The sequence below is a fragment of the Asticcacaulis machinosus genome, assembly GCF_028550435.1.
In the GTDB taxonomy this organism is placed as follows: Bacteria; Pseudomonadota; Alphaproteobacteria; order Caulobacterales; family Caulobacteraceae; genus Asticcacaulis; species Asticcacaulis machinosus.
On sequence record NZ_JAQQKV010000001.1, the window covers coordinates 837,668 to 861,211 of the forward strand.

Consider the following 23,544-nt stretch of genomic DNA (forward strand, 5'->3'; position numbering starts at 1 on the left):
GCGCAATACCCCTTACTATTGTTACGGCAGCGCGAGGGGGTAATAAGGTGTTGAATACCGGAGCCAACTGGGTAATCGCGCAGCTTGATTATGTGTGGGTGATGGCAGGCCTTGCGTTCCTGTTTATCGGTGGCGAAGGCCTGGTGCGCGGTGCCACCGCTCTGGCGCGCAGGCTTAAGCTGTCAAACCTGATTATCGGTCTGACGGTCGTGGGTTTTGGCACCTCCATGCCGGAACTGATGGTCAGCCTTCAGGCGGCGCTGAAAGATACCCCCGATATTGTGGTTGGGAACGTGGTTGGTTCCAACATCGCCAATATTTTACTTATCATGGGCGTGGGCGCGCTGATCTATCCGATGGACAGCAAAAGCGCCAGCATCCAACGCGATGTGGCGGTCATGATTGTCGCCACCATCGGCCTTCTGGTACTGGCCTATCGCGGCGGCATTGACCGGCTGGATGCCCAGATCATGCTGGGCTGCCTTATCACTTATCTGGTGGTGGTTTACGTGTTGGAACGTGGCAACCCGGAGCAGGAACCTTCGACTCAGGACAACCCGGCTGAGTTAGGCATCTTCATGGCGATGGCCTGGGTATCTCTGGGGCTATTGGCGCTGGTGGTCGGCGCTGACAGCCTCGTTAAAGGCGCTACCAATATCGCCCGCAGCTTTGGCGTCAGCGAAGGGGTAATCGGCCTGACCCTCGTGGCGGTCGGCACCTCCCTGCCCGAACTTACCGTAACCATGATCGCAGCGTTTAAGCGCCAAAGCGATATGGCTTTGGGCAATCTCATCGGCTCATGCATTTTCAATATACTGGCCATTCTGGGCCTGACAGCACTGGTCGCACCAATTGCCATCGACGCGCGGTTTACACAGGTCGATATCCCGATTGCCTTGGGCGTCGCCGTATTGGCCGGACTGTGCATCTACATCTTCGGCAAAATAGGCCGCCTGATCGCGCTGGGCTTTTTGGCGGCCTATGCCAGTTACATGGCGTTTCTGTTTATGATCTGACTACTTCTTCTCGGTCAGGATATCGTCGAGATAGGCCGGTTTGCCCGCAATGCGCTCAAGGCGCGGATAACGCAGGCCGCCCTTATAGTCGAGCGTCACCGTACGATAGTTTTTGCCCTTTTTGATCAGCAGCTCGATCGGCTTACCGTCTGGTTTTGCCGCGTCTGTCACCGCTGACTTGATACCATCGGCCTCATAGGCCACGCCGTTCACGGCCACCACCGACATGCCCTGCCCCAGACCGGCCTTGAACGCCGGACCGTCCCAGAGGGTCGCGGTAATATCACCCGCCGTATTGAGCGTGAGGCCCAAAGAATAGCTCAGATCAGTATTTTTCTGCACCTTCTCACGCGACTTGATCCAGTCGGTCGGCGTTGCACTGTAGACCAGCTTATAGCCGCCGCGCTCAAGGCCATCGAGCGGCGCGCCCTTCATCGGCTTATAGAGGCGGTCTTTCAGGAAGGTATCCCAGTCATAGGCATAGACGCTGTTGAGCGTATCCACGACCTCTTTGAACTCATAGGTATCCACCACCCATGAACCGTCCTTTATACCAAAGAACTTACCGGCAAAATCATCCAGCGACTTCTTGTTGCCAGTCTTTTCGCGGATCAGGGTATCGGCATCCAGCCATATCAGCAGGCCGACATTGTAATAATCTTCGGAGCGCTGCATCGACAGCCAGTTTTTAGGCGCGCGGCTGGAGATCACCGGATCATTGGTGGTATCCACCGTCGGGCGCCACTCCGTGCCCTTGAAATTGTCATAGATGGCGGCGATCAGGGCGATGGCTTCTCGCGTTTGTTCCTTAGTGAACATGCCCGAACGTGCCGTCAGCATATAGCCCCAATACTGGGTCTGACCTTCATAGACCCACAACAGGCTACCGCGCATCGGTTCCTGAAAATCGGGCGTATAAAGATCGGCCCCGCGCCGGAACTTGCCGTCCCAGGAGTGGGTAAATTCATGGGCCAGCAGATCACGGCCGATGTAGCCATTGGCCCAGTCGGTAAAATACTTGATATCGTGGCCGTTTTCGGATGAGCGGTGATGCTCTAAGCCAATATCGCCCAGTTCTTCCGACAGATGCACCAAAAAGTCATAGTGGTCATAATGTTCAGATTTGAACAGCTTAACCGACTGATCCACCATCTTGCGATGCAGGTCGATGACTTCGGGTTTGGCCTCCAGATAGTCGGGCTTATCGGCAAAGACATTGAGGCGAACCGGCTTTTTGCCCTTAGGTGTCAGATCCCACTGCTTATAATATTTGCCGGCAAACATCGGTGAGTCGATGAAGTTATCATAGGAGATCGGTTTGAAGGTGACGGTGTTGTCCGCGCCCGTCGATTCCACTTCCAAAGCGCTGGCATGAGACCAGCCCTGCGGCAGCTTCAGAGTCAGTTGCACCGGAATACGGCTGGTGAAATATCCGGCCGGATACATGGACGCCAGTTCCCACTGAAAATTGGCCATCAGGTCGGTCTGCACCACCCGTCCCGCGGTTGAAGTCATGGGTGCCAGATATTCAAACTCGGCCACCACTTCGGTCACGCCATCCGGCACCGTAAAGCGGAACGCATTGACCGCCACCGGATCACGCAACCATGTCAGGGGCTGCCCGTTTGCACTAAAGCGGACATTGGCAATCTTATCGGCAAACTTCTGGGCCGAGTGCTTACCCGGCAACCACAGCGGCGTCATCAGCACCATCTCACCAGCCTTATCCACCGGCACGACCTGACGCACCACCCAGCGGCGGTGATCCAGATCGGTGGCATCAACCGACACCTTCAGCATACCGGTATAGGCAATATCGCGGGCGGCGGGAATGGCGGGGGTTGCGGGGGCCTGATAAGGCGGTGCGTCCCGGGTTTCCGCCATTGCGCCGGAGGCCATTAAGGCGGCCAAAACCAAACTCACTGACGTGCTGAACCTAGCCGCCGAAACCCACTTTTTCATAGAGACGCCCTGCTTAACCAACGCAAAGACGACACTATTGAAAAGCGGTTCGGGTTTGTAAAGCCCTAAAAATTACAAATGAAACGGCTTAACCCGCCGATGGCACAGCCCGCAGGCGCGTATCGCGGGTAATCATTTCACCGCGAACTGGCTCATGACGAAGGCTTACACTGGCGTCAGCCATGGACGCATTGAAGGTGCCATCAAACGGCAAGTCAAACTTCGTGACCTGAAACAAAAGCAGACCCCAGACCACAAGGCTAAAGGCAAAGGCGCAAGCATAGCCACCTAAGACATAACCATTCAGGACTTTTTTCTCATACATGGGTTTAACTCTTATACTTGTTACCGGTCTCGGCACCTACCGAGGGAGGAATCCGGCGCGTTTTTCGCCTATGAGGCAATAAAGCGCATATTAACCCTAATGAAAAGCAAAAAATAAACACAGCGGTCAAAATTTTTACTTAAACCCACCCCCAAAAGGTAAAGAAATGATTAATTTTGCAATTTTATCGTTTAATTTCAGATTGTTATTTTTTTGACAAATCCGTTAAAAATGACAAAGAAAATGAGTTAAGACTTGTAAATTTTTAGTAAAAATTCGGTTTTGAAGTCTAAACGCATCCCGTATGGCATAGAGATGGGCACCTGCCTCTATGCTTACGGATATACTTGAAACGGGGATTTTACCGGACGTCAGGCCCGATTTTGCGCCGGTATATCAATATCGGGCACCGTCTCGATCGCCGTATCCGACGCCAGCAACGTGCGCTGAACCGGACATTTGGACGCAACCTCGATCAGCTTTAAGCGCTGTTCATCCGTCAAAAGATCACCCGTAATATGCACGGATTTGGTGAACACATCCTGCCGCCCGCGCTTTTCGTGGGCGACACGCACCTCAATCTGATCAACCGGCCAGCCCTGACTGCGGGCATACCAGCGCACGGTCATGGCCGTACATTCGCCTAAAGCTGAGGTCAAAAGATCATAGGGCGACGGCCCCAGATCAAGCCCGCCCTTATCGGCCGGCTCATCACCGATCAGGCTATGGGCGCCGACCTCAATGGCAACGCTGTAGGTACTGGCGTGGGTCTCATATATGCGAACTTTAGTCATATCAGTTTTCCGGTAATGGGATGAATTCGATCTCGTCACCGGGCACCTTGGGGAACCGACCGGCTTTCCAGTCGGCCTTGGCCTGCTCGATCCGCTCAGGGCGCGAAGAGATAAAGTTCCAGTAGATATGGCGCTCATTCATGCCCTCACCGCCAATAATGGCAATGCGGGCATCCGTCGTCGCGGTCAGGGCTGCCGTCGCTCCGCGCTTAAGGATCGCCATGTGGAATTCATCGACCGGAACACCGTCAACTGACACGGTTCCTGCCGCGACATAAACCGCCATCTCATCCACCCCCTCCGGCAGATCAAGGGTTTGACCGGCTGTAAGGGCCGCCTCGGCATAGAGGGTCGGGGAATAGGTCTTGACGGGCGATGTGACACCAAACGCCTGCCCCATCATCACGCGCACCGGCACGCTGGCAACCTCGGTTTTCGGTAAATCAGCGCTGTCGTAATGAAAAAAGACCGGATCGGTTTCCTCATCCGCTTCGGGCAGGGCCAGCCACAGTTGCAGGCCGTGCATGCGACGCGGCTGATCCAGGGTTTCGGGGACTTCGCGTTCGGAATGGACAATACCGCGCCCCGCCACCATCAGATTGATATCCCCCGGCACGATCGTTGCGACCGACCCCACCGAATCGCGGTGCAGGATCGCCCCTTCAAACAGATAGGTCACGGTCGCCAGATTGATGTGCGGATGCGGCCGGACGTTAGATCCGGCGCCCGGTGCAAAATCAACCGGCCCCATGTGGTCAAAAAATATCCACGGCCCGACCATGCGCCGTTTGGCAAACGGTAGCAGCCGACGCACCTGAAACCCGCCCAGATCCTTGGCACGCGGCGGCACAATCATATCAATAACGCTATCGGTCACACCTGAGTCTTCGGCAGACATGATTACCTCTTAAAAGCTGGGGTTATACCAAACGGAACCTATGATTATTCAGGATTAACGTCACCCTGAAATATGGGGGCACTTCATAATTTCATTTTCGGCCGAAATATTTTTTTGAGCGCAACATCAAAAAACACCGGCATTAACCTCACATTAATCAAAAATCACTATCTATGGTTGCATGAGACGTATCATAAATGACATCTCAGAAGCGAAGAGCGCGTCCGGGCCCCGCCGCAGACCAAAGCCTTGGACGCGCTTTTCTCGAACCTCATTTTTCCGGCATTTTGCACGCAACACAAACGCCGCCACCGCCGTGGAATTTGCCCTGATCAGCCCGATCCTGATCCTTATGTTAGCAGGGATTGTCGACTATGGCGGCTATTTCTGGACCTCCCATGCCGTCCAGCAGATGGCCAATGATTCCGCCCGCGCCGCTATTGCCGGGACGACCGCGCCGGAACGGCTAAGCCTCGCCCAATCCATGTTCGATGCCCAAAAATCAGAATATGACTTCATGACCCCCGGCGAGCTATCAATCAACCTCAACGAGCAAGCCAACACCTATCAGGTTACCATTACCTTTACCCCGGATAGCGGCAGTTTTGAGCTGATCGGTGCCCTGCCCGGCATGCCCACAACCATCACCCGCACCGCCGCCGTCGCCCGCGGCGGCTATTAAAAGGCGACCACCATGCTCCGCCGCTTCTTAACCGACGAACGCGGCGCTTCGGCCATCATCATGGCCCTGTCGATGAGCATGGTGATTTGTCTGGCGGCACTGGCGGTCGATGTCGGCTCGATATTTCTTCACACCCGTAAGCTTCAGGGGGCCGCCGATCTGGCCGCTATGAGCGCCGCCGCCGACCTCAGCCGTGCCGAAGCCGCCGCGTCCGCCACCGTCGCCGCCAATGCTGCGGGCATCACCACCGTCACCGAAATTGGCCAGTATGATCAGGCCCTCAGCCACGATAACCGCTTTACTGCCACGGCCCTGACCTCGGCCAATGCCGCCCGAGTTACCCTGACCGCGCAGGCCCCGCTCTATTTCGGGCAGGTGCTGCTGGATAAACCCTCCATCACCATCAGGCGCACGGCGACCGCCAGTCAGACGCAACTGGCCGCATTCAGCATCGGCTCACGGCTAGCTTCACTCAATGGCGGTTTGCTCAACAGCCTGCTCAGCGGCCTGACCGGTTCCAGCGTCAGTTTGACTGTGATGGATTACAATCATCTGGCTGGCGCGCGCATCGACCTGCTCAGTTACGTCAGCGCTCTGCATGAAACGGTCACGGTGGATACCGTCAGTTTCGATGACACCCTGAACGCCGAGGTGGAACTGGGTGACGCGCTCAACCTGCTGGCCGATGAGGTCGATCTCAATGCCCGCGGCCCGCTTAAGGTTCTGGCGGCGACCAACATCAAAGACACTAAAATCAAGCTGAACGACCTGATCGATCCGGGGGTTTACGGCGATCAGGACTATATCAAAGGCGGGCCGGACTCAGGCGTTTCGGTCGATTCCCTGTCGCTGGTGAACGCCATGCTGACCACGGCCAATAAAAACCGGCAGGTTGAGCTTAATCTGTCGTCTGAGGTGCCGAGTTTAAGCGCCCTCAAGGTCTGGCTGGCCATAGGTGAGCGGCCCAATAAATCGCCGTGGATCACCGTCACCCGTACCGGCGAGCCCATTATCCGCACGGCCCAGACCCGGCTTTATGTCGAAGCCTCCATCGGCGGGGTCGGATCGGTCCTAAGCGCGTTGGGTGTCAAGGCATTGAAACTGCCGGTCTTTGTCGAACTGGCGTCAGGTGAAGCGAAACTGGCCGGGATCACCTGCACCGGCTCAAAAAGTGTGACCCTAAGCGTTCGCCCCAGCATCGGTCAGGTCAATATCGGCGAAATCAACACCGCTGATCTCAACAATTTCAAGAAAACCCTGACGGTCAGTGACGCTACCCTGGTCAATATCAGCGCCCTTGGCCTGCCCGTCATCAGCGCCACCGCCAAGGCGCAGGTCAAGCTGGGCGGCGAGACGTGGAAATCGCAAGCGTTCACGGCAGACGATATCAACAACCACACCATCAAGACCGTCAAAACCGATGATGCCGTCCAGAGCCTTACCCAATCTCTGGTCGATAAGGTCGATCTGACGGTCATTTTGGCCGGCATCAAGATCAAGGTCGGCCCCGCGGTGTCGGCCATCGGATCGCTGCTGAGCTTTGCAGCCCCGCTGATCGATGGGGTGCTCAACGCGCTGCTGGGTACGCTCGGCATTGGTCTGGGCGAAGCCGATGTTCAGGTCCACGGTCTTCGGTGTTCGGGGGCGGCATTGGTGGGCTGATTTGAGGTCACCATCCTTCATATAGACAGCCCGTTCGACGCAGAATAAACAGTGGTCATGCCTAACGACCTTCTCTCTCCGACCGAATCGACTAATGCCGCCCCCTATTCGGTGTCCGAACTGGCCGGTGCCCTGAAACGCACCCTGGAGACGACCTACGACCATGTGCGGGTGCGAGCCGAAATTTCCAAGGTCACGCGCCATTCGTCTGGCCATGTCTATCTGACGCTCAAGGACGACCGTGCCGCCATCGACGGCGTCATTTGGAAAGGCAATGTCAGCCGCCTGAAAGCCCAGCCGGAAATGGGCCTTGAGGTCATAGTGACCGGTAAGATCACCACCTTTCCGGCCTCATCCAAATACCAGATCGTCATTGAATCGTTAGAGGCCGCCGGCATGGGCGCGCTTTTGGCCCAGCTTGAACGCCTGAAAGCCAGACTGCATGCCGAGGGCCTGTTCGATCCGGCGCGAAAAAAGCCGCTGCCGTTCGCCCCCAAAACCATTGGCGTTATTACCTCCCCCACCGGTGCGGTCATCCGCGACATTCTGCACCGCATCCGCGATCGCTGGCCGTGCCGGGTCATGGTCTGGCCGGTGGTGGTTCAGGGCGATGCAGCACCCAGTCAGGTGATCCGCGCTATCAAGGGGTTCGAGAGCGGCGAAGCGCCCAAACCTGACGTGCTGATCATCGCCCGCGGCGGTGGCTCGGTCGAAGATTTGTGGCCGTTTAATGATGAAGCTTTGGCGCGTGCCGTTGCCGCCTGCCCCATACCGATTATCTCGGCCGTAGGGCATGAGACCGACACCACCCTGATCGATTTCGTTTCCGACCGGCGCGCGCCGACCCCCACAGGGGCTGCGGAAATGGCGACGCCGGTGTTGAGCGAACTGAAAGGTTTTCTGCTTGATCTGGAACGCCGCCGCGTCGGCACCTTCGGGCGATCTATGGAAAGCCGCCGTGAACGGGTGGCCCTGTTGAGCCGCGCCCTGCCCAAGCCGCAGGATCTGATCAATTCAGCTCAGCAACGACTTGATTATATTGGCCATCGTCTGGGCGGCGGTCTGTCCAAAAACCTCAATTTGCATGAAACCGCACTTGTGCGGGTAGCGGGGCGGTTTAATCCGGCCCTGCTGGCCCGCCCGCAGTCGCTCAAAGCCGATCAGGTGACACAGTTATCAAACCGCGCCCTGGCCGCCCTCACCCGCCGCGTGGCTCAGGCCGAAAGTCATGCCCGCCTGCCCGCATTGACACAGCGTATGGATGACGCCGTGCAACGCCAGTTAAAACAACGCTGCGACCGCCTGTTGTCCCTTGAGCAATTGCGCCAGAGCCTGAACCCTGACCGGCCGCTTAATCTCGGATTTGCCCGCGTGCATCGTAAGGACGGGGCTCTGGTAGCGTCAGCCGCCGCCGTGACGACCAACGATGCGCTGGAGCTGCATTTCAAAGACGGCGTCGTCGATGTGGTCGCCACCACCGATGCGCCCCCGCAAACGCCACCCACCTCCAAGCCCACGCCCAAAAAAGTCACACCGCCGCCCTCTTCGGATCAGGGGAGCTTGTTTTAGGCCGCCATCTACCCCTATATTACGATCATGAATATGCACACCAAACCTCCCCTGCCCGATCAGGCCGTATTGCATTACGGCGACGGCGAATATGTCGTCATGAAGCCGGGCAAGTTCGTCATTTGCGCCGTGTCGGGTAAGCACATCCCGCTGGAGGCCCTGCGCTACTGGAACCCCACCACTCAGGAAGCCTTTGCCGGCCCTGAAGAAGCCACGGCCCGATGGAAAGACCTGAACCAGCGCTGAATCGCAGACATTTATTAAAAGCCGCGGGCCTGATCGGCCTTGCGGCAGCGCCCGCCTATGCGGTGCCCCTGATCCCACGCACCTTAAACCTTCGTGGCCGATTCCGTCAGGGCGGCTATGCCATAGGCCAGGCCGATCCCCACGCCGATGTCTGGGTGGACGGCGAATGGCGCACGAAAGCCTCTGATATCGGCAGCTTTTTTATCGGGTTTGATCGTGACAGTCCGCCACACTGCCTGATTGAGATCAAGGGCCCGGTGCCGGGCCAGTACCAAAAGACGACCTGCGAAATCTATCCCACCCGCTATGAGGTTCAGCGCGTCGATGGCCTGCCGCAAAGCACGGTCACGCCGACCGATCCGGCTTTGCTGGAGCGCATCGCCGCCGAGGTCGCGCTCAAGAACGAAGCCTTTGCCCACCGCGAAGACGCCGACTGGTTCCGCGACGGGTTTTCTTGGCCGCTGGATATCTACCGCGTGTCGGGCACCTTCGGTAATCAGCGCATCTTAAACGGCACCCCGTCGCGACCTCATTATGGCTATGACATGGCCGCCCCCGTCGGCACGCCGGTTCACGCCCCTCAGACCGGCAGGGTGGTGCTGGCTGAACCCGACCTGCACTTTGAGGGCGGCTTGATCCTGATTGATCACGGTCAGGGGGTGATTTCCATGTACCTGCACCTGTCGCAACTGTTTGCCGCCAAAGGCCAGCTTGTCCCGAAAGGTCAGTTGATCGGCTATGTCGGCGCCAAGGGCCGCGCCACCGGCCCGCACCTGTGCTGGCGACTCAAATGGCGTGACCGGGCGCTTGACCCCAGCCTGATAGTCGTCGGTTAAGCGCCACAACACCTTAGGATAGCAGATTGTGACACCCCTTAAAAAAGCGTGATCACTTTTCATATTTAAATTCTGGTTTTCGGGAACCAAAGGCTTGATATTTGGCGCGGTTTTGCTTAACCGCTTGCGATGCACGCAGCCCTGAGTCTTCAAAACGAACGGTCGCCAAAAGCTTAAAGTAACAGCGTACCCATACTTTCACGATTATCTTAGTATCGCCTGTACGGCAGTTGGAACTTGCGTGTTATGACAGATTACGGCGCTTTGAAACTTTTGCTGGTCGAAGACAATCAGCACATGCGCTCCATCGTCATGGCCATCCTCAAAGGCACAGGTCTGCGCCACATCCGTGAGGCCCGCGACGGCGCCGAAGCGCTTGAAATTCTGCGCCAATATGATGCCGATATTGCTCTGGTCGACTTCAATATGCAGCCGATCGACGGGGTTGAATTTACCCGTATGCTGCGTAATTCCAGTGACAGTCCCAACCCCTATCTGCCGGTCGTGATGATCACCGGCCATTCCGAGAAAAGCCGCGTGATGGAAGCGCGCGACGCCGGTGTTAATGAGTTTGTGGTCAAGCCGCTGACGGCGCGCGCCCTGCTCGGGCGGCTGGACAACATCATCATGCGTCCGCGCCCGTTTATCCGCTGTTCAACCTATTTCGGGCCGGATCGCCGGCGAAAGACCGACACCGGTTACAACGGTCCGTTCCGGCGCAATACCGACGGCATGTTTTAGAGCCCGCTTTAAAAGTTAACGCTGGCCTTTGCGTCTGCGGAAAATCACCCCATAGTGCGCATTAAGCATATTAGTGATTCTTCGGGAACGCGCGTTTATGGCCAGAGCCACCCCTGCCCTGCTGCTGGGCACCTATTTCTTTTTGTCGCTGACCATTGCCGCCCTGTTGTGGCGCGGCGGGTCTGACGGCGGGGCGTGCGTGGCGGCCTTTCTGGGCACTATGGGCCTGTGTACGGGCTTTCATGTGTTTGTGGGCCAAAAGCTGATGGCCGCCCGTATCGATAAGGATATCGACCGGGTGCGCGAAGCCCACCGCCTGATGGTCGAAGCCATTGACGCCACCCAAAAAGACATGCTCGATCTGGCCGACAGTGTGCAACACCAGCGCACTACCCGCACCGAAGAATTGACCAGTGAGGTCAAGATGCTGGAAGGGCTGGTGCTTAAGCTGGGCGAAAGCATCGAGGATCGCCTGAACGAATGGCAAAACCGCACCCCGGCGCCCGCGCAGCCAAGCTATGGGCGCGGCCCCAATGCCGCCGAAGCCGTGCGCCAGATGTCGCGCCGGGAGCAGCAGGCCATAGCCCTGATCGAGACGGTGCGTGAGGCCCTGATTGAGAACCGCGTTGATCTCTATCTGCAACCGGTCGTGTCCCTGCCGCAGCGTAAGACGGTATTTTACGAAAGCTTTTCCCGTCTGCGCGATGAGACCGGCCGTGTGATGATGCCGGCGGAATATCTGACCGTGGCCGAGCCCGAAGGTTTGTTGCCGTCAATTGACAATCTGCTGCTGTTCCGCTGCGTGCAGATCGTGCGCAAACTGGCCAAGAACGACCGCCGTATCGGTATTTTCTGCAATATTTCGCTCTCGACCCTGCGAGACGACAGCTTTTTCCCGCAGTTTCTGGAGTTCCTTAAGGAAAACCGCGACCTGTCCGGCGCGCTGATCTTTGAACTGGGCCAGGACGCCTTTATCGCGCGTGGATCTGCCGAAGCGCGCAATATGGCCAAGCTGGCCGATCTGGGCTTCCGCTTCTCGATCGATAAGGTCACGACAATTGATTTCGATGTTCATGACCTGCAACGCTCAGACGTGCGCTTTGTCAAGATTTCGGCCAAGCTGTTGATGGAGCAACTGCTCGACATTGACGGCCGCCCGGCCATGAAGTTCCTCAAAGATATTCACGCCGGTGATTATGCCTCGCTGCTGGCGCGTTACGGCATAGAAGTCATTGCTGAAAAGATCGAGTCTGAGCGTCAGGTTGTCGACGTACTCGAAGCCGATGTCGGCTATGGTCAGGGCCATCTGTTTGGTGAGCCGCGCGCCATTAAGGAGCAGGTCTTGCTGGAAACCGCCCCGCCCGCTGGCTTTGCCCGCTCGACCCTGCCGCCCCTGCGCCGCCGGGCTTAGAGCGCTGTCATTATATCTTTTGCACGGCCCCATTGTTGAATAGCGTCGACAACCGTATCGGGCGCTTCCTCCAGCACCCAATGGGAAATGTCTTCTAACGGCATCAGGGTGAAGTCATCAACTAAGGCATCGTTTCCCCTGGTCAGCGCTTTGTCAAGGAAAGGGTCGTTCATGCCCCACAGCATAAGAACCGGAACCTGCAAAGACTTGCGCATATAGGGGGCTACCAGTCGCGTTACGTTCGCCCGGTAATAGTTGATCATCGCTGTGGCCGCACCAGAGGTGCAAATATTACGGGCATATACCGCCAGAGCCTCATCGCTGAACCCGGATGACTGCCGCCTCAAGGTATTCACCAACCCCTGCCCACGTCGGCGCGTAACCTGCCATTCCGGCAATAAAGGTAACAAGAAAAATAATACATAGAGTGATCGCAGTCTTTGTTTCAGACCCGATTTAAGCAAATTGTCGAATATAATGGGATGCGGCGCGTTAATGACGGTAAGTCCATCAATTTTATCGGCATGATCCAAGGCCGTACGCCAGGCAATAACACCGCCCCAATCATGGCCGACGACAATACGCCGTCTGGCATTGAGAGCGTCAAATAGCCCGATTACATCCCCGGTCAAGGCTTCTATGCGATAATCCTTAAGACGCGACGGGCGTTCCGTATCCCCGTAACCGCGCATGTCCGGGGCGACGATTCTCCATCCAGTTCTGGCCAATGACGACATAAGCGGGGTCCATGCCACGCGGCTTTGCGGAAATCCGTGCAACAGCAAAATGACATTGTCGCCTTCACCGGCTTCATCGACGGTAAACTCCAGATTGTTTGCCCGTATCTTATAGCTGCGCATATCCCCCTCCGATCCGCCCTTTATCCCGCAGTTTTTTCATACTCTGCCCAAATCCGATAGAGTTATTCAGTTGTCGTCAGATCATTTATTCGCTTTTTCAAATCCTTGCCCTTGCCTCATTGGTCACACACGCTAAAAGGCTGCTGAACAATTAAAGGTGCCCGAATGCCCTCCCCTGAATTGATTACGTCGCTTGCCTCGGTATCCAACCGCTATGACGCTGTGTTTTGCGATATCTGGGGGGTGATCCATAACGGTAAATGGCATTTTCCGGCGGCCTATGCGGCACTGAAAACCTTTAAGGCCACGGTCGGGCCGGTCGTACTAATCTCCAATTCGCCGCGCCCCAATGACGGGCTGGCCGCGCAACTGGCCGAACTGGGCGTTTTTGAAGATGCCTACAGCGCCATTGTCTCCTCCGGAGATGCTACCCGCACGTTTTTGAGCCAGTACGCTCCGCTGGGGTCGGCCTGGATCGTTGGGCCTGAGCGCGATGACCACCTCTATACCGGCCTTGATCTTGACCGTAGCGGCACGCCGCAAACCGCCGCCTTTATTTCCTGTACCGGTCTGTTCAACGACGAGAGCGACACGATCGAGCAGTACCGCGCTGATTTCGAGATCGCCGCCAAACGCGGCATTCCGCTGATCTGCGCCAACCCCGACCGCATCGTTCAGCGCGGCGATAAGATCATCCTGTGCGCCGGATCGCTGGCTGATCTTTATACGGCGCTGGGTGGTGAGGTCATCATGGCCGGTAAGCCCTATCCGCCGATCTATGACCTGTGCTATGCCGCGCTCGAAAACCTGACCGGCAAAGCGGTGGATAAGTCACGCATTCTGGCGATTGGTGATGGTCTGCCGACCGATGTGCTGGGGGCCAATGCGCAGAACCTCGACCTTCTGTTCATCGCCGCCGGTATTCACGCTGTTGAAGCCACAGGTGCAGACGGCAAGCTGGATCCGCATCTTCTGACCGCCGTGCTGCAATCCCAGAACGCTCAGGCGAAGTATGTGGCGGCAGAGTTGGCGTAATACACTTCCCGCCCCGGCTTTAACCGGATGGGGATTAAACCCGCCGCTATTAACCCCACCCGTCATCCGAACCTAAAGGATCGTCTGCCACCCTCCCCTGAAATCAGGGGAGGTTCTAAGGACATAAAAAACCGGCCGCGAGGGGATTCGCGGCCGGTTTTTCACCATCACCAGATCTTCGTCTGACTTTATTTGCTTATTTATTTTGTCGCGCATCTGATCCAAAAACCGCTGCACACTTTTTGGGATGCGCTTGGTTAATCAAACAGGGCGTCGATATCGTCCTGTGAGTTCGTCTTGTTCAGGTCTTCGGGGCTCATGTCGAACATGGCGTCGATATCATCCTGAGAATTGCTTTCCTCGGCCACAGGCGCAGGGGCTGGCGCCGGTGGGGCGGGTTTTGGGGCTGGCGCCGGTTCAGGTTTAGGCTCTGGTTTTGGTTCCGGAGCTTTCGCCGCAGGTGCCGGTTGCGGTACTGGGACTGGAGCTGGGGCCGGTTCTGGTTTAGGCTCTGGTTTAGGCTCCGGGGCTTTTGCCACAGGTGCAGGTGCAGGTGCAGGTGCAGCTTCTACCGCGTCAAAGCTATCAAAACCACCGTCAAACAGGGCATCAATCGAGTCCTGCTGGGTCTCAGGCCCACCGATTGCCGGACCATTGAGCAGCAGATCACGGTCGCGCTTTTCACGCTCGGTCAACTCAACACTCTTGTCCTCGATGCCCAGCTTATCGGCCAGACGCGTGACGCGGTCCTCGATCTGTTTCAGGACATTGACAACCTTGGAGACGCGCTGACCCGTGATGTCCTGAAAGCTGCACGCTTCAAAGATTTTCATCACTTCGTCATCGACCGCGGCCTTGTAGGCTTTAGGATCATCAATAGAAAATCCCATCATGGCTTCAGCGCAGTTCATGATCGTGTGGGTGGCGTTTTCCGTGTCGCGGGTAATGGCCTCAAGCTCGGCCCCCGCAGTGGGGATACGCTCTTGCGACAAATCATGCGGGCGCAGTTCACGGATCTCTTCCTTGGCCTTGGCGATATAGCCCGCGATGATTCTGAACTCATCGGAACGGCGCTTATCAAGCTGCTGGAAAAAGCCACGCATCAAAGCGACCAGCGCCTCGGATTGCTGCATCAGATTGATAAGCTTAGGCTCAAGTTCCTGAACCAGAGCGGGGTCGAACCCGTCCATGTCAGTCTCTGCCTTATGTGATGCCTGGGCCATTTATGAACCTGTTATTATGATAGTTTAAGGCTACTGTAGTATGCTTAAAGCTTAGAAATCACCAAGAACGGCGGTGATTTTTTGCTTCAAGGTCGCGGCGTTGAACGGTTTCACGATATAGTTGTTCACCCCGGCCTTTTTGGCCGCGATCACGTTTTCCGTCTTGGATTCCGCGGTGACCATGATGAAGGGCGTGCGCTTGAGCGTATCGTCAGCGCGGACCTTCAGCAACAGTTCGTAGCCTGTCATCGGTTCCATGTTCCAGTCGGAAATGACCAGACCGTAAGAGCCTTTTTTCATTTTATCGAGGGCTTCGGTGCCGTCCGAAGCTTCTTCGACATTTTCAAAGCCCAATTGCTTGAGCAGGTTGGAAATGATCCGCAGCATGGTTTTGTAATCATCTACGACCAGAACCGGCATGGACATATCGATGGCCATGTAAACGCCCCACCTATTATTTGGGCCCGCAACACGCGACGCCCTTCATTTGAAGACAGGGCCACTATGACAAAGACAGACAAAAATTCGGTTAAGAGCCGATTTTAAAAATACCGTTTAAAAACAACGATATACCTTACATTAACCACAATTATGGTGAAATTTTGGGACAGGTTCTAAAAAAATTTGTCAGTTTGGGACACAATTCCGTAGCCAGGATTGCAAAAAAACTTTGGCTTTTCACGCCGCCACATAATAACGGTGACGCTCTTTATGATTACGATCTGAGCCGATATGTCCGATTTCGCTAATACTGTGTACCTCGAAGACCTGATGATCGATCAGGAAATCAGCCGTGTGTTTCAGGTGACCGACGCGGTCATCGCCGCCTTTGCTGAGGTTTCCGGCGATCATAACCCGATCCATGTCGATGAGGCCTATGCGGCCGCGTCGTCGTTTAAGGGTAAGGTCGCGCACGGCATGCTGGCCGGGGCCTATATTTCGGCGACGGTTGCCGGCGGCTTGCCGGGCTGGGGTACTATATATGTCGGCCAGACCCTTAGCTTTAAGCGCGCCATCCGGCCGGGTGATGAAGCCACCGTCCATATTCGCGTCAAGGACATCAATCTAAAAACCGCCCACGTCGAGCTTCAGACCACGGTGCGGGTGCGCGGTAAGGTCTTTGTCGATGGCGTGGCCGAAGTCATCGCGCCGAAAAAGCCGGTCTCTGTATAGTCGTGTCTCCGTTCACCGCCCATCATATTAAGGCCTTTCATCTGCGGCTCAATGCCGACGGTAAGCTTGAGGCCTATGCCATCAATGAACCGGCGCATGGTGAGGGCATCCCGCCGCACCTGTGCGTGGCGATCGGCAGCTTTGACGGCGTGCACGAAGGCCACCACAGCGTCATTGCGGCAGCGACCGAAACCGCCCACGTTCGCGGCCACAAAAGCGCGGTCATCAGTTTTGATCCACACCCGCAGCAATATTTTCAGAGCCTCAGAGGCATAGACGCTGAGCCGTTCCGCCTGATGCACGTCCCGCAGCAGCTTCGCGCCTATGAAGCTCTGGGGGCAGATTACGCCCTGATTTGCGATTTCGATGCCAACCTGTCGGCCCTAAGTGCTGAGGACTTTGCGCGTATTATCCTGAGTGAGCAGCTTAGGGCCTCCCACGTCAGTGCCGGGTTTGATTTCAGCTTTGGCAAGCGCGGCCCGAACCAGCCGGCGGGCGAAGCCTCCGATCTGGTGGCGTTTGGGGCCAAATTCGGGTTTACGACAACGATTCTGGATCGTCAGGACGATGCCGACGGTAATAAGCTGTCATCATCGGCGGTACGTGAGGCTTTGCAGGCCGCAGACTTTGAACGTGCAACGGCTATTCTGGGCCACCCGCAAGCCTATATGGGCACGGTTATCAAGGGCGATCAAATCGGCCGCACCCTGGGCTTTCCGACCCTGAATGTTGATTTAGGTGATTATGTCCGGCCAAAATACGGTGTCTATGTCACCCGCACACGCTTTGAAGACGGCAAGGTTCTGGGCTCGGTTACCAATCTGGGCCGTCGCCCGACGATTGCCGAAGGTTTGAGCGAACGGTTTGAGACCTATGTCTTTGATCTGCACCATGAGGTTTACGGCCAGACAATCGAGGTCGAACTGCTGCACTACCTGCGCCCCGATATGAAATTTTCATCGCTGGATGAGCTTAAGGCGCAAATCGCCAAAGACACAGATGATGCGAAAAAGGCTCTTAAACGCCTGTAACTTTGCCGCATCAAAAATTCCATGCTCTATTACTCCACGCTTAATTCGTACGGGGGGTAACGATGCGCATTTATACAAATTTACGGCGCCTGCTCGGCAATATGGCAGGGCTGAATACCTTATGGCAAGGCATAGTCGCCGTGCTGGTGGCCGCCATATGGGCGGTGTTGAAGTTTTCAGGTGATTTTCCACAGCACATGCAAACCATACAGGACGCAGGACTGATACTAGCTCCCGCGGTGCTCATAGTCCATGTATCTATGTATCTTATACTATATGTCATACGGCGTGCACAGATAAAGGACGCTGAGACCTCATTTTTGCTTAAGCATTTTAAATCTATGGATCAGTTTTCACAGGTCTTCGATGGTAAGCTCATTTTTAAAAAAGGCGCGATTGTTTTTACTGGCGATATGATGAAATACAGCTTCATGAGTTTTCCCAAAAAAGACGCTGATATAGGCGAAATTACCAGAATCAATATTAAAGCCTTTGAAAACACGCCGTGGGAAGACAGCTTTGATTCTAAAATGAAGCGAAATCTGGGCATATGGACACAGAATAATTTGTCCTTCATGCAGCTTTGCACCTTTGATAAAGGCCTGTTGAAAGACTTTTGGTTTAACAGCACCAAGGACAGCTTTTTCTTTTCATGTATCATCCCGCTGACCGAAACCGGGCACAACCGATACTTTCACGAGCACATCGCCGGAGATAATGACTTTCGGGAAGACTGGGTGGCAAAAGAAGGTGAGAAAACACATTCCGTTATTATGTTTACCTTTGCGCGCGACCCGGACCAGGCCAGATCAATAGACTCTTTAGCCCAGCACCAATTACCGTTCCTTTACCTCAGAAGTGTCGCCGTACATCTGCAAACCCTTTTGTGTCGGCAATATCCTGAAGGCTCCGAAGCTACGGTCTATTTTCAGAACAATGACCCAAAATTCCGACGTCTGGCGACAAAATTGGCCGGCATGGATATCAGTAAACTCAAATCCAAAGACAATGAAACGGTATACGTAACTACCGTGAAAGACTTTCATTCACAATAATACCGTCAAAAATTGCTGCAATAGCGAATAAAGTTTCGACAGACTCACTGTAATTTTCACCTGTTGTTACAGACTACACGACCTAATAACATAGCGGTGATCAGTTATCACTTTCTTTGCACACAACGGGTTTCGCCCTTTTTTATCCACATCCTTATGACTAACTATGTACCTCAAACAGGATGAATATGCTGATACCTGATGGACGGTATAATCGCCTTATGAGAGAGTACCGTACATAAAATAGGGGTTTAAGAAACATAAAGGCAAAAGCCATGTCACTGCGAGGTTATGGGTTTTTGAGCATCATCGCGTTTTGTGCCGCCATGTGGTGGCTTGTGATCAGTGCGATTTTTGCACCGCGACAAGACTGCGCGTCATTTGACGGTGCGCTACAGGCCGGACACGAATGTGAATATAAGGTCATGACAGCCCGATAACACCCCAAAAGTTCTTTTTTGTCGCGCATTTTATCCGAAAACCGCCTTACACTTTTCGGAATGCGCTCTAGGCAATCAAAGTTCGCTCTGATAAACGCTGAGGCCATGTTTTTTGCCGGTGCGATGCCCTGTGCGCACGCGTAACCCGGCCTGATGAGATTACCCCAATGGCTTCCGAAACTGACACGACGACTGAAACTGCGGCACGCGATTATCGCGAAACGGTGTTCCTGCCTGAAACCGACTTTCCTATGCGCGGCGGTCTGCCCAAGGCCGAGCCGGAAATGCTCAAAAAATGGGAGGCAGCCGACCTCTATAACGAAGTGCGCAAAGCCCGTCAGGCCAAGGGTGCGCCTTTGTTTGTCATGCACGACGGCCCGCCCTACGCCAACGGTAATATCCATATCGGCCATGCGCTCAATAAGCTGCTGAAGGATTTCGTGGTCCGCTCAAAGTTCCTGATGGGCTATGATGTTGATTACGTTCCGGGCTGGGACTGTCATGGTCTGCCGATCGAGTGGAAAATCGAAGAAGAGTTCCGCGCCAAGGGCCGCAAAAAAGGCGATGTCCCCGCCGCTGAGTTCCGCAAGGCCTGCCGCGAATATGCCGCCAAATGGATCGACATCCAGCGCGAGGAGTTTAAGCGTCTGGGGGGCTTAGGCGACTGGGACAACCGCTATGCCACTATGGATTTCGATACCGAAGCTAAGGTGACCGAAGAGTTCCACAAATTTATGATGTCAGGGCAGCTTTATCGCGGCTCAAAGCCGGTCATGTGGTCGCCGGTCGAGCGCACCGCGCTGGCCGATGCCGAAGTCGAATATGCCGATCATGTCAGCCCGACGGTATGGGTGAAATTTCCGGTGAAAACCCTCCTCCCTGTCGAGCCATCCGGCGAAGATGGGGAGGTGGCAGCGAGCGTAGCGATGCTGACGGAGGGGGGCAGCACTGGCGGTCATGCCCCCTCCACCGCTTCGCGGTCCCCCTCCCCCGTAAACGGGGGCGGAGAAAATACTTCTGTCGTGATCTGGACCACCACGCCGTGGACCATTCCGGCCAACCGCGCCGTCAGCTATAACCCGAAAATCACGTACGCCCTTTACGAGGTCACCGAAGTCGCCTCTGAAGAAAGCTTAGGTTTTGCACCGTGGGCCAAGGTCGGTGACCGCCTGATCGTGGCTGAAAAGCTGGCCGAAGGTATCCGTACCGCGGGCAATATCACCGCGTGGACGCAGGTGAAATCCGGCGTGGAACTGGAAGGCGTCACCCTTTCCCACCCGCTCGCAGCCCTGGATGAAGGCTACGGCTTTGATGTGCCGATGCTGGCTGGTGATCATGTCACCGACGATGCGGGTACGGGCTTTGTGCATACCGCCCCCGGTCACGGCGCGGACGACTATCTGGTTTGGCTAAAATCAGGCTACAGCCTTGATTCCATCCCCGACACGGTTGACCCTGACGGCGCCTATTACCCCCATGTGCCGCTGTTTGCAGGTCTTAAGGTGCTGGAAACCGAAGGCAAGAAGGCCGGTAAGTTCGGTGACGCCAATAAGGTCGTCATGGAAAAGCTGATCGAAGCTGGCAACCTGCTGGCGCGCGGTCGGGTCGAACACTCCTATCCGCACTCGTGGCGTTCGAAGGCCCCGGTCATCTTCCGCAACACGCCGCAGTGGTTTATTCGGATGGATAGCGCGCTCAAGGAGCGAAGCGTTAGCGCAACTGAAAAATCTCTGCGTGAAACCGCCCTTTCCGCCATCGACCAAACTGCCTTCTATCCGGCCCAGGGCAAGAACCGCATCCGCTCGATGGTCGAGACGCGCCCGGATTGGCTGATCAGCCGTCAGCGCAACTGGGGCACGCCTTTGGCCATGTATGTCGACAAGAAAACCGGCGAACCGCTGCGCGACGAAGCCGTCAATGCCCGCATCATCGACCGTATCCGCGACGGTGGGGCCGATGCCTGGTTTACCCTGCCCGACGCCGAGTTTCTGGGTAACGGCTATAATCCGGACGACTATGAAAAGATCACCGATATTCTTGATGTCTGGTTCGATTCCGGTTCGACCCACGCCTTTACGCTGGAGGGCCGCGAGAATACCCGCTCGCCCGCCGATCTCTATCTCGAAGGCTCGGATCAACACCGCGGCTGGTTCCAGTCGTCGCTTTTGGAATCATGCGGCACCCGCGGTCATGCGCCGTTCAAAGGCGTGCTGACTCACGGTTTCGTCCTCGATGAACAGGGCGAGAAGATGTCGAAGTCCAAGGGCAATGTCGTAAGCCCGCAGGACGTGGCCAAGGAATCCGGCGTTGAAATCCTGCGCCTGTGGGTCGCCCTCAGCGACTATTCCGAAGACCTGCGTATCGGTAAGCAAATCCTGCAAACCACCGTCGATGCTTACCGCAAGCTGCGCAACTCGATCCGCTACCTCTTGGGCGCGCTCAACGGCTACACCGATGCCGAACAGGTGGCTTATAAGGATATGCCGTCACTGGAACGCTATATCCTGCACCGCGTTCACGCGCTGGATGCGCAGGTGCGCGACGCTTACGGCGTTTATGATTTCGCCGGCGTCATTCGTCCGGTCGCGGATTTCGCGTCGCAAACCCTGTCGGCCCTCTATTTCGATATCCGCAAGGATTGCCTCTATTGCGACCGCCCCGACAGCGTTAAGCGTCGTGCCACCCGCACCGTGCTTAATATCCTGTTTGAGCGCCTGACCGCGTGGCTGGGACCGATCATGAGCTTCACCACCGAGGAGGCGTGGTCGTACCGCTACCCTGATGCCTCCGAAAACGTCTTCCGCACCCTCACCCCCGTCCCGGCTGAATGGCACAATGAGGCCGAGGCGGCGCGCTGGGAAAAGATCGAGCATGTGCTGGATGTCGTCACCGGCGCGTTAGAAGAAAAACGCCGTGAAAAGGTCATCGGCGCCGCGTTAGAAGCCGCACCGCACGTCTATATCGATAACGACGTGCTGATGGCCGCCTTTGACGGCATTGATGCGGCTGAAGTTTTCCGCACGTCTCAGGCCGTGTTGTCCAACTCAATGGGGCCGGAGCATGCTTTCCGCCTTGAGGACGTGAAGGACGTGAGCGTGGTGGTGTTGCTGGCCCACGGCCAGAAGTGTCAGCGCTCATGGCGCATCCTGCCGGAAGTTGGGACCGATCCGCGCTACCCTGATCTGTCGCACCGCGATGCCGACGCCGTTGCCTATTGGGATAAGTTACATGGTTGATATATTGACGGGGATTGAAACCCGTTTGAAGGGCCGTGTGAGCCGTTATGGTGCGTTGGGTCTGATTGTCGCGATAGTCGCCCTGATTCTCGATCAGATCTCAAAGCACTGGATTCTGTTTGGCATCAATCTGCCGGTTCGGCAGCAGATCGAGGTGTTACCGTTCTTTCACCTCAGTATGGTGTGGAATGACGGGGTCAGTTTCGGATTGTTGGGGGCAGACGGTCTGGGGCGGTGGCTGCTGGTGCTGTTCTCAATCGTAGTATCAGCATTTCTGGTCAATTGGGTGCGTAAGGTCGATAAGCCTTGGCTGGCTTGGTCACTGGGCCTTGTCATCGGCGGGGCGATTGGCAATGCCATTGACCGCATAAGGTTCGGGGCTGTGGTCGATTTTCTGGACTTTTCCGGGCTTTATTTCCCGTGGGTTTTCAATATTGCCGATGCCTGTATTTCGATCGGCGTGGTCATGCTGATCTGGGAAGTGTTCACCACCAAGGAAAGCGACCCGAAAGTTTAATTACGGGCGAAAAAAAGGCTTAATTGCCGGTTAGGTTTCCTCATCTTTGGGGACTTGGCATACGTCGTTAAACACAGTAACGGTAGGTCAGATAATTTAAGTGCCCTGCCATTTCAGGCGGGTCTGGAGCGAAATATGAAGTCGGTTAAGGTTGTTTTGGGTACGGCATTGCTGGCGGGTCTGACCCTTACAGGTTGCGAATCCACCAAGTCGGCCCTGGGTCTGAACAAGGTTACGCCCGATGAGTTCCGCGTGGTCACTAAGGCCCCGCTGATCGTACCGCCCGACTACGCCCTGCGTCCGCCCGCCCCCGGTGAGCCCCGTCCGCAGGAGCTTCAGCCTGAAAGCGCTGCGCGTGAGGCCCTGCTGGGTCAGCGTCAGGGCTTTACCCGCTCAGAGGGCGAAAAGATTTTTGCGTCTAAGACCGGGGCGGATCGCGCCGATCCGCTGGCCCGCTATGTGGTTGATGATGAATTTGGCGACCTGACTTACAAAGAAAAGTCGTTCGCCGATTCGGTCATGTTCTGGAAAAAGCCGGATGTGCCTGTGGTCGCGGGCTCTAATGCCGCTCTGGGCGCCGAAGTCGCCCCTCTGGATGCCGCCGCCGAAAAAGAACGCCTTAGCAAACTGGTCGGTGAACAGCCCATTGTCATCGAGCAGAAAAAAGACGCCAAGTTCAAGCTGCCGGGCCTTTAGTCCTCATTTGAAAGTTCCTTCGGATACTTTCAGGTGGTTTTAAGAATTAAAAGAGGCGGCTCTTAACGGGCCGCCTTTTTTGTTAACGCGGATGTAACTTGCATCCCAGCCGCCCTCGCCTATCCTCCCGCCACCT

General features: G+C 55.9%; 22 protein-coding genes. 15 read left to right on the forward strand and 7 right to left on the reverse strand.

The genetic code is table 11. The features are described from left to right. Window positions 1–47 precede the first annotated feature (47 nt). A complete protein-coding gene (locus PQU98_RS03930) occupies window positions 48–1,016 on the forward strand; it encodes a calcium/sodium antiporter (protein WP_272743575.1) in 969 nt (322 codons plus the stop codon). Here the strand turns inward: PQU98_RS03930 and PQU98_RS03935 are convergent, their stop codons facing one another. From PQU98_RS03935 to PQU98_RS03950, 4 genes are all read right to left on the reverse strand, one after another. Further along, window positions 1,017–2,978, reverse strand: a complete 1,962-nt coding sequence (locus PQU98_RS03935) for a M61 family metallopeptidase (RefSeq protein ID WP_272743576.1) — start codon at window positions 2,976–2,978, stop codon at window positions 1,017–1,019. A gap of 88 nt (window positions 2,979–3,066) precedes the next feature. Beyond that, a complete protein-coding gene (locus PQU98_RS03940) occupies window positions 3,067–3,303 on the reverse strand; it encodes a hypothetical protein (protein ID WP_272743577.1) in 237 nt (78 codons plus the stop codon). A gap of 371 nt (window positions 3,304–3,674) precedes the next feature. After that, window positions 3,675–4,097: an OsmC family protein gene (locus PQU98_RS03945; protein WP_272743578.1), complete on the reverse strand. Its 423-nt coding sequence runs from the start codon at window positions 4,095–4,097 to the stop codon at window positions 3,675–3,677. Window position 4,098: 1 nt separating this feature from the next. Continuing rightward, window positions 4,099–4,995 (reverse strand): pirin family protein, encoded by an 897-nt coding sequence (locus PQU98_RS03950; protein ID WP_272743580.1) that lies wholly within the window; start codon window positions 4,993–4,995, stop codon window positions 4,099–4,101. 316 nt (window positions 4,996–5,311) lie between these two features. On the opposite strand from PQU98_RS03950, the gene PQU98_RS03955 reads away from it, so the two are divergent. The 7 genes from PQU98_RS03955 (at window position 5,312) to tipF (ending at window position 12,142) form a co-directional block, all read left to right on the forward strand. Beyond that, window positions 5,312–5,677 carry a TadE/TadG family type IV pilus assembly protein gene (locus tag PQU98_RS03955; protein ID WP_272743581.1) on the forward strand — a complete coding sequence of 122 codons (366 nt, stop codon included), beginning with the start codon at window positions 5,312–5,314 and terminating at the stop codon, window positions 5,675–5,677. A 12-nt stretch (window positions 5,678–5,689) separates the two neighbouring features. Beyond that, the gene (locus PQU98_RS03960; RefSeq protein ID WP_272743582.1) at window positions 5,690–7,339 is read left to right on the forward strand and encodes a pilus assembly protein TadG-related protein; all 1,650 of its coding nucleotides are present in this window, start codon (window positions 5,690–5,692) and stop codon (window positions 7,337–7,339) included. A gap of 57 nt (window positions 7,340–7,396) precedes the next feature. Beyond that, entirely contained in the window at window positions 7,397–8,908 is a 1,512-nt protein-coding gene (gene xseA / locus PQU98_RS03965) for an exodeoxyribonuclease VII large subunit (RefSeq protein WP_272743583.1), read from the forward strand. Between the two features lie 27 nt (window positions 8,909–8,935). Next, window positions 8,936–9,154, forward strand: coding sequence for a DUF2093 domain-containing protein (locus tag PQU98_RS03970; RefSeq protein ID WP_272743584.1), 219 nt, complete (start codon window positions 8,936–8,938; stop codon window positions 9,152–9,154). Continuing rightward, window positions 9,130–9,990 (forward strand): M23 family metallopeptidase, encoded by an 861-nt coding sequence (locus PQU98_RS03975; RefSeq protein ID WP_272743585.1) that lies wholly within the window; start codon window positions 9,130–9,132, stop codon window positions 9,988–9,990. The genes PQU98_RS03970 and PQU98_RS03975 overlap by 25 nt, the downstream gene beginning before the upstream one ends. Before the next feature lie 246 nt (window positions 9,991–10,236). Then, window positions 10,237–10,731, forward strand: coding sequence for a response regulator (locus tag PQU98_RS03980; RefSeq protein ID WP_272743586.1), 495 nt, complete (start codon window positions 10,237–10,239; stop codon window positions 10,729–10,731). Window positions 10,732–10,828: 97 nt separating this feature from the next. Next, a complete protein-coding gene (gene tipF, locus PQU98_RS03985) occupies window positions 10,829–12,142 on the forward strand; it encodes a flagella assembly cyclic-di-GMP phosphodiesterase TipF (RefSeq protein ID WP_272743587.1) in 1,314 nt (437 codons plus the stop codon). On the opposite strand, the gene PQU98_RS03990 is transcribed toward tipF, so the two are convergent. Further along, complete coding sequence (locus PQU98_RS03990) at window positions 12,139–13,002, reverse strand: alpha/beta fold hydrolase (protein WP_272743588.1); 864 nt, start codon at window positions 13,000–13,002, stop codon at window positions 12,139–12,141. The genes tipF and PQU98_RS03990 overlap by 4 nt on opposite strands. A 165-nt stretch (window positions 13,003–13,167) precedes the next feature. Here PQU98_RS03990 and PQU98_RS03995 point away from each other — a divergent pair, with 165 nt between their 5' ends. Continuing rightward, a complete protein-coding gene (locus tag PQU98_RS03995; protein WP_272743589.1) occupies window positions 13,168–14,037 on the forward strand; it encodes a TIGR01459 family HAD-type hydrolase in 870 nt (289 codons plus the stop codon). Window positions 14,038–14,294: 257 nt separating this feature from the next. Here PQU98_RS03995 and PQU98_RS04000 read toward each other — a convergent pair whose 3' ends face one another. Both PQU98_RS04000 and PQU98_RS04005 read right to left on the reverse strand, forming a co-directional pair. Beyond that, window positions 14,295–15,260 carry a protein phosphatase CheZ gene (locus PQU98_RS04000; protein ID WP_272743590.1) on the reverse strand — a complete coding sequence of 322 codons (966 nt, stop codon included), beginning with the start codon at window positions 15,258–15,260 and terminating at the stop codon, window positions 14,295–14,297. Between the two features lie 51 nt (window positions 15,261–15,311). Beyond that, window positions 15,312–15,698: a response regulator gene (locus tag PQU98_RS04005; RefSeq protein WP_272743591.1), complete on the reverse strand. Its 387-nt coding sequence runs from the start codon at window positions 15,696–15,698 to the stop codon at window positions 15,312–15,314. 294 nt (window positions 15,699–15,992) lie between these two features. Here PQU98_RS04005 and PQU98_RS04010 point away from each other — a divergent pair, with 294 nt between their 5' ends. The 6 genes from PQU98_RS04010 (at window position 15,993) to PQU98_RS04035 (ending at window position 23,408) form a co-directional block, all read left to right on the forward strand. Further along, the gene (locus PQU98_RS04010) at window positions 15,993–16,433 is read left to right on the forward strand and encodes a MaoC family dehydratase (RefSeq protein ID WP_272743592.1); all 441 of its coding nucleotides are present in this window, start codon (window positions 15,993–15,995) and stop codon (window positions 16,431–16,433) included. Between the two features lie 2 nt (window positions 16,434–16,435). Continuing rightward, window positions 16,436–17,464: a riboflavin biosynthesis protein RibF gene (ribF, locus tag PQU98_RS04015; protein WP_272743593.1), complete on the forward strand. Its 1,029-nt coding sequence runs from the start codon at window positions 16,436–16,438 to the stop codon at window positions 17,462–17,464. Window positions 17,465–17,526: 62 nt separating this feature from the next. Further along, window positions 17,527–18,519: a hypothetical protein gene (locus PQU98_RS04020; protein ID WP_272743594.1), complete on the forward strand. Its 993-nt coding sequence runs from the start codon at window positions 17,527–17,529 to the stop codon at window positions 18,517–18,519. Between the two features lie 607 nt (window positions 18,520–19,126). Next, window positions 19,127–22,195: an isoleucine--tRNA ligase gene (ileS, locus tag PQU98_RS04025; RefSeq protein WP_272743595.1), complete on the forward strand. Its 3,069-nt coding sequence runs from the start codon at window positions 19,127–19,129 to the stop codon at window positions 22,193–22,195. Then, window positions 22,188–22,712 carry a signal peptidase II gene (gene lspA / locus PQU98_RS04030; protein WP_272743596.1) on the forward strand — a complete coding sequence of 175 codons (525 nt, stop codon included), beginning with the start codon at window positions 22,188–22,190 and terminating at the stop codon, window positions 22,710–22,712. The genes ileS and lspA overlap by 8 nt, the downstream gene beginning before the upstream one ends. 135 nt (window positions 22,713–22,847) lie before the next feature. Next, a complete protein-coding gene (locus tag PQU98_RS04035) occupies window positions 22,848–23,408 on the forward strand; it encodes a DUF3035 domain-containing protein (RefSeq protein WP_272743597.1) in 561 nt (186 codons plus the stop codon). Window positions 23,409–23,544 lie beyond the last annotated feature (136 nt).

Coding starts and splice junctions, on each gene's coding strand:
- PQU98_RS03990 (WP_272743588.1), bottom strand. CDS start 13,002: ATGCGCAGCTATAAGATACGGGCAAACAATCTGGAGTTTACCGTCGAT.
- PQU98_RS04005 (WP_272743591.1), bottom strand. CDS start 15,698: ATGGCCATCGATATGTCCATGCCGGTTCTGGTCGTAGATGATTACAAA.
- PQU98_RS04000 (WP_272743590.1), bottom strand. CDS start 15,260: ATGGCCCAGGCATCACATAAGGCAGAGACTGACATGGACGGGTTCGAC.
- PQU98_RS03975 (WP_272743585.1), top strand. CDS start 9,130: ATGGAAAGACCTGAACCAGCGCTGAATCGCAGACATTTATTAAAAGCC.
- PQU98_RS04010 (WP_272743592.1), top strand. CDS start 15,993: ATGTCCGATTTCGCTAATACTGTGTACCTCGAAGACCTGATGATCGAT.
- ileS (WP_272743595.1), top strand. CDS start 19,127: ATGGCTTCCGAAACTGACACGACGACTGAAACTGCGGCACGCGATTAT.
- lspA (WP_272743596.1), top strand. CDS start 22,188: ATGGTTGATATATTGACGGGGATTGAAACCCGTTTGAAGGGCCGTGTG.
- PQU98_RS03940 (WP_272743577.1), bottom strand. CDS start 3,303: ATGTATGAGAAAAAAGTCCTGAATGGTTATGTCTTAGGTGGCTATGCT.
- PQU98_RS03995 (WP_272743589.1), top strand. CDS start 13,168: ATGCCCTCCCCTGAATTGATTACGTCGCTTGCCTCGGTATCCAACCGC.
- PQU98_RS03970 (WP_272743584.1), top strand. CDS start 8,936: ATGAATATGCACACCAAACCTCCCCTGCCCGATCAGGCCGTATTGCAT.
- PQU98_RS03950 (WP_272743580.1), bottom strand. CDS start 4,995: ATGTCTGCCGAAGACTCAGGTGTGACCGATAGCGTTATTGATATGATT.
- PQU98_RS03960 (WP_272743582.1), top strand. CDS start 5,690: ATGCTCCGCCGCTTCTTAACCGACGAACGCGGCGCTTCGGCCATCATC.
- PQU98_RS04035 (WP_272743597.1), top strand. CDS start 22,848: ATGAAGTCGGTTAAGGTTGTTTTGGGTACGGCATTGCTGGCGGGTCTG.
- PQU98_RS03935 (WP_272743576.1), bottom strand. CDS start 2,978: ATGAAAAAGTGGGTTTCGGCGGCTAGGTTCAGCACGTCAGTGAGTTTG.
- tipF (WP_272743587.1), top strand. CDS start 10,829: ATGGCCAGAGCCACCCCTGCCCTGCTGCTGGGCACCTATTTCTTTTTG.
- xseA (WP_272743583.1), top strand. CDS start 7,397: ATGCCTAACGACCTTCTCTCTCCGACCGAATCGACTAATGCCGCCCCC.
- PQU98_RS03980 (WP_272743586.1), top strand. CDS start 10,237: ATGACAGATTACGGCGCTTTGAAACTTTTGCTGGTCGAAGACAATCAG.
- PQU98_RS04020 (WP_272743594.1), top strand. CDS start 17,527: ATGCGCATTTATACAAATTTACGGCGCCTGCTCGGCAATATGGCAGGG.
- PQU98_RS03945 (WP_272743578.1), bottom strand. CDS start 4,097: ATGACTAAAGTTCGCATATATGAGACCCACGCCAGTACCTACAGCGTT.